Raw genomic sequence first — 4,680 nt, 5'->3', positions numbered from 1 at the left:
GCCGCTGGCGCGGCACCGCGGCGAGCGCCTGCGCGGGCTCCCGTCCGGACCGCCCGTGCGCCTGCGCCGGCACCCGCGGCCCGGCCGCGGGCGGGTCGCCCCGGCCCACCCGTTCGTCGGGGCGGCCGATCAGCCAGTCCCGGCTGGGCACCACCAGCCCGGCCGGGGTGAAGGCGATCCTGCGCAGCTCGGCGTGGCTGCCGGAGTCCTTGCGCCACAGGCCGCTGACGATGTCCACGGCCTCCTCGGGCGAGGCGGCGAACTCCAGGCCCGCGTACACCGGCGCGCAGGCGTCCAGGCCGAGGTCCTGGGCGGTCAGCCGGCGCCCGAGGCGGCGGGTGAACACCTCGGCGATGAGGGCCGGCGTGGTGCCCCGGGGCTGCTGGCCGCGGAGCCAGCGGGTGACGGACGTCTTGTCGTACCGCAGGTCGAGTCCGTGCTCGAGTCCCAGCTGGTCCACGCGCCGGGCCAGTCCCGCGTTGGAGAACCCCGCCTCTGCGATGAGCGCGGCGAGCTGGCGGTTGGGAGTGCGCTGCGCGGGTCGTTCCGTCATCTGCGGTGCGGTCTCCTGCCTTCCGTGGCGAACCCCGAGGGCGCCCGGATTGCCTGTGAGCAGCCGTTACGGCCAGTGAACGGCGCGAATGTAGCGGAGAGTAGGCAGCTCATCGCACACTTCATTATTCGTTCATTCGATTGGGTGAGTTTCCTATCCGGAAGTGACGCTTCAGCCTTCCTCGGTCTTCCTCGGTCTTCCTCGGGTCGATCGCGTACATGCCGGGCATTCCCGGCCGGTGGCCGGAGCCCCGTCGGTGAACCCGGCGGGACCGCATACAGTGGCTGGGGGCCGTCCGTCGCGACCCCGTCCGGAGTACGCCTGGAGGTTTCCGTGGGTGAGGTGCGGTTCGTACGCATGGGGTTCGGCGCGGACGCCGTGGAGTACCTGCAGGCCTGGGAGGAGCAGCGCCGGGTGCACGCGGCCCGGTTCGCCGACGAGATCCCGGACACCGTGCTGCTCCTCGAGCACCCCCCGGTCTACACGGCCGGCCGGCGCACCGCGGACAGCGAGCGCCCGCTGGACGGCACCCCGGTGATCGACGTGGACCGCGGCGGCAAGATCACCTGGCACGGCCCGGGCCAGCTCGTCGGCTACCCCATCCAGAAGCTCCCGCGCCCGGTCGACGTGGTGGCCCACGTCCGGCGCCTGGAGGAGGCCATGATCCGCACCTGCGCGGAGTTCGGCCTGGAGACCACCCGCGTCGAGGGGCGCAGCGGCGTCTGGGTGCTGGGCGATCCGGTGGAGCGGCGGCCGTCGCTCGGCGGTCTCTCGCTCGACCTGGACCCGCGGATGACCGACGAGGAGTTCGACCCGCGGCTCAACGGGCCGGAGTACGCGCCGTCCAACGCCGGCCAGCGCCGGGAGGACCGCAAGCTCGCGCAGATCGGCGTCCGCGTCTCCAAGGGCGTGACGATGCACGGGTTCGCGATGAACATCAACCCGGACACCACCTGGTTCGACCGGATCATCCCGTGCGGGATCCGGGACGCCGGCGTCACCTCGCTCGCCGCGGAGCTGGGCCGCGACGTCACCATCGCCGACGTGCTGCCGGTGATCGAGAGGCACCTGCGCGAGGTGCTGGAGGGCGCCGAGCTCCGTCCCCGCGAGACGGAGACGGCCGCCTCGTCCTGATCCCGCACACTGGAGGTCATGGACACGATCACCGACCGGCCCTTCTCGGAGCTCCTGCGCACCGCCACCCGTGACCGGCACGCGGAGGCGGAGAGCAGCGGCTTCCTGAGCTCGATGCTGGGCGGTGGTCTCGGCCTGGAGGCGTACGCCCGCTACACCGAGCAGCTCTGGTTCGTCTACCGCGCCCTGGAGGAGCCCGTTCCCGCGCTGCGGGACGACCCGGTCGCCGGGCCGTTCCTCCACCCCGGCCTGATGCGCCTGCCCGCCCTGGAACGCGACCTGGCCCACCTGCGCGGCCCCGGCCGGCGCGCCGGCCGCCCGCCGCTGCCCGCCGTCGAGGAGTACGCCGCCCGCATCACCGAGTGCGCGCACGAGTGGCCCGCCGGTTACGTGGCCCACCACTACACCCGCTACCTCGGAGACCTCTCCGGCGGCCAGGTCGTCCGCGGCGCCGCCGAGAGGACCTGGGGCTTCGCGCGCAAGGGCGACGGCGTCCGCTTCTACGTCTTCGACGCCGTGCCGAACCCCGCGGCCCTCAAGCGCGACTACCGCGCCCGGCTGGACGCCCTGCCCGTGGGCGACGCCGAGAAGCGCCGGGTGGTGGAGGAGTGCCGCCGCGCCTTCGCGTGCAACACCGCCCTCCTGCGGGACCTGGAGAGGGAATTCGCGGCCACCCCCTGAGCCTTGTCCATGGGCAGGGGCGGTGAGAGCCACCCCACGTCCGAAAGCCCGGCCTCGGGACGGACACCGAAACAAGGCGGCGTACGCTGGTTACGCCTACGAACCGAAGTCACAGGGAGCCGATGTGTCCGCAGTCGCACCCGACGGACGCAAGATGTTGCGCCTGGAGGTCCGGAACAGCCAGACCCCCATCGAGCGCAAGCCCGAGTGGATCAAGACCCGGGCGAAGATGGGTCCCGAGTACACGAAGATGCAGAACCTCGTGAAGAGCGAGGGGCTGCACACGGTCTGCCAGGAAGCCGGCTGTCCCAACATCTACGAGTGCTGGGAGGACCGCGAGGCGACCTTCCTCATCGGCGGCGACCAGTGCACCCGGCGGTGCGACTTCTGCCAGATCGACACCGGCAGGCCCGAGGCGCTCGACCGTGACGAGCCGCGCCGGGTGGGCGAGTCCGTGGTCACCATGGACCTGAACTACGCCACCATCACCGGCGTCGCCCGCGACGACCTCGAGGACGGCGGCGCCTGGCTGTACGCGGAGACCGTCCGCCAGATCCACCAGCAGACCGCCGCCCGCGAGGCCGGCCGGACCAAGGTCGAACTGCTCGCCCCGGACTTCAACGCGGTGCCCGAGCTCCTCCAGCAGGTCTTCGAGTCCCGCCCCGAGGTCTTCGCGCACAACGTCGAGACGGTCCCGCGGATCTTCCGCCGGATCCGCCCCGGCTTCCGCTACGAGCGCTCCCTCGAGGTCATCACCAAGGCCCGCGAGTTCGGCCTGGTCACCAAGTCCAACCTGATCCTGGGCATGGGCGAGACCCGCGAGGAGATCAGCGAGGCCCTGCGCGACCTGCACGGCGCCGGCTGCGAGCTGATCACCATCACGCAGTACCTGCGGCCCTCCGTGCGCCACCACCCGGTGGAGCGCTGGGTCAAGCCGCAGGAGTTCGTGGAGCTCCAGCAGGAGGCCGAGGAGATCGGCTTCGCCGGCGTCATGTCCGGCCCGCTGGTCCGCTCCTCGTACCGCGCCGGCCGGCTCTACGGCATGGCGATCGAGCAGCGCGCAGCGGACGGCCTGCGGGCCGCCGCCACCCCGGCGGTCTGAGCCGGCAGGAGCGTCCTTCGATGCCACCGAGCCCGCGTCCGTCCCGGAAGGGGACGGGCGCGGGCGGTGTCTTCATCGTCTTCATCCGGCTTTGACCGGTGGGTCACGCTCTGGTAACACCATGCGTGGATCCTGTAACCCGACGCGCAGCCCACGACTCCCAGGGGGGAACGTGACCGTGACCACGGAGACCATGCGGGCCATGCCGGTCGTGGAGGCGACGGCGCGGGCCGTGCCCGTCCGCGCCGGTGACGGGCGTGCCGGGGGCGACGCCACCGGCGGTGCCGCCGTGACCCCGCGCCGGCCGGCGCTGGCGGAGGCGCTGCTCGTGGTGGAGTCGCTGCTGCTGGGCGGCGGTCAGCGCACCGCGCGGCGCAACGCCTGGAGCAGCGTCGTCGCGGACCGGCAGCGCGCCCGCGAGCGGGCCGAGGCGCAGCGCGTCCTCGGCGGGGCGTCCGTGTTCCGCCCCTGACCGGTCACCGTCCGGGTCCGGCCGGGTACGCAGCGGGCACCGCCTTCGTGGCGGCGGGGTCGTGCACGTAGACTTCCAGACATGGCGAGGAAGGAAACCGCAGCGGAGTCTGCGAATGCCGGGCGACTCAAGCAGATCGCCCTGACGTACAAGATGACCCGCAGGGCCGACAAAAAGATCGGTCTTGTACTCGCGGCTGTCGGAATCATCACCTTCGGTGTCTTCCTCGCGATCGGCTTCTTGATCGGTCACCCGATCTACCTGGGCGTCCTCGGTCTGCTGGTCGCCCTCCTGGCGACGGCGATCGTGTTCGGACGCCGGGCCGAGCGGGCCGCCTTCGGGCAGATGGAAGGCCAGCCGGGCGCGGCGGCGGCGGTGCTGGACAACATCGGCCGGGGCTGGTCGACGACCCCCGCGGTCGCGATGAACCGCAACCAGGACGTGGTGCACCGGGCCGTCGGCAAGGCGGGCATCGTGCTGGTCGCGGAGGGCAACCCGAACCGGGTGAAGAGCCTGCTGGTGGCCGAGAAGAGGAAGATGAGCCGCATCGTCGCCGACGTGCCGGTACACGACATCATCGTGGGCAACGGCGAGGGCCAGGTGCCGCTGAAGAAGCTGCGCACCACGATGATGAAGCTGCCCCGCGTGCTCACCGGCCCGCAGGTCACCACCACCAACGACCGGCTGCGGGCGCTGGGCGACCTGATGAAGAACATGCCGCTCCCCAAGGGCCCGATG

Annotated in this window: 5 protein-coding genes and 1 pseudogene; 5 read left to right on the top strand and 1 reads right to left on the bottom strand. The window is 72.0% G+C overall.

What is annotated here, in order from left to right:
* Positions 1–553: pseudogene (locus A2U95_RS15655) on the bottom strand (regulator); the annotation flags it as partial.
* Between the two features lie 333 nt (positions 554–886).
* Here A2U95_RS15655 and lipB point away from each other — a divergent pair.
* From lipB to A2U95_RS15630, 5 genes are all read left to right on the top strand, one after another.
* Positions 887–1,687: a lipoyl(octanoyl) transferase LipB gene (gene lipB, locus A2U95_RS15650; RefSeq protein ID WP_166022994.1), complete on the top strand. Its 801-nt coding sequence runs from the start codon at positions 887–889 to the stop codon at positions 1,685–1,687.
* Positions 1,688–1,705: 18 nt separating this feature from the next.
* Positions 1,706–2,368, top strand: a complete 663-nt coding sequence (locus A2U95_RS15645) for a biliverdin-producing heme oxygenase (protein WP_166022992.1) — start codon at positions 1,706–1,708, stop codon at positions 2,366–2,368.
* A gap of 124 nt (positions 2,369–2,492) precedes the next feature.
* Positions 2,493–3,470 carry a lipoyl synthase gene (gene lipA, locus A2U95_RS15640; RefSeq protein WP_166022990.1) on the top strand — a complete coding sequence of 326 codons (978 nt, stop codon included), beginning with the start codon at positions 2,493–2,495 and terminating at the stop codon, positions 3,468–3,470.
* Between the two features lie 289 nt (positions 3,471–3,759).
* A complete protein-coding gene (locus tag A2U95_RS15635) occupies positions 3,760–3,942 on the top strand; it encodes a hypothetical protein (protein WP_166025257.1) in 183 nt (60 codons plus the stop codon).
* 81 nt (positions 3,943–4,023) lie between these two features.
* The coding region (locus tag A2U95_RS15630; RefSeq protein WP_166022988.1) for a DUF4191 domain-containing protein at positions 4,024–4,680 on the top strand (657 nt) is incomplete at its 3' end.

The organism is Streptomyces chilikensis (assembly GCF_001642695.1).
Taxonomy (GTDB): domain Bacteria; phylum Actinomycetota; class Actinomycetes; order Streptomycetales; family Streptomycetaceae; genus Streptomyces; species Streptomyces chilikensis.
The sequence above is the reverse complement of the archived record's forward strand: the minus strand, read 5'-3'. Positions and strand labels throughout refer to the sequence as shown.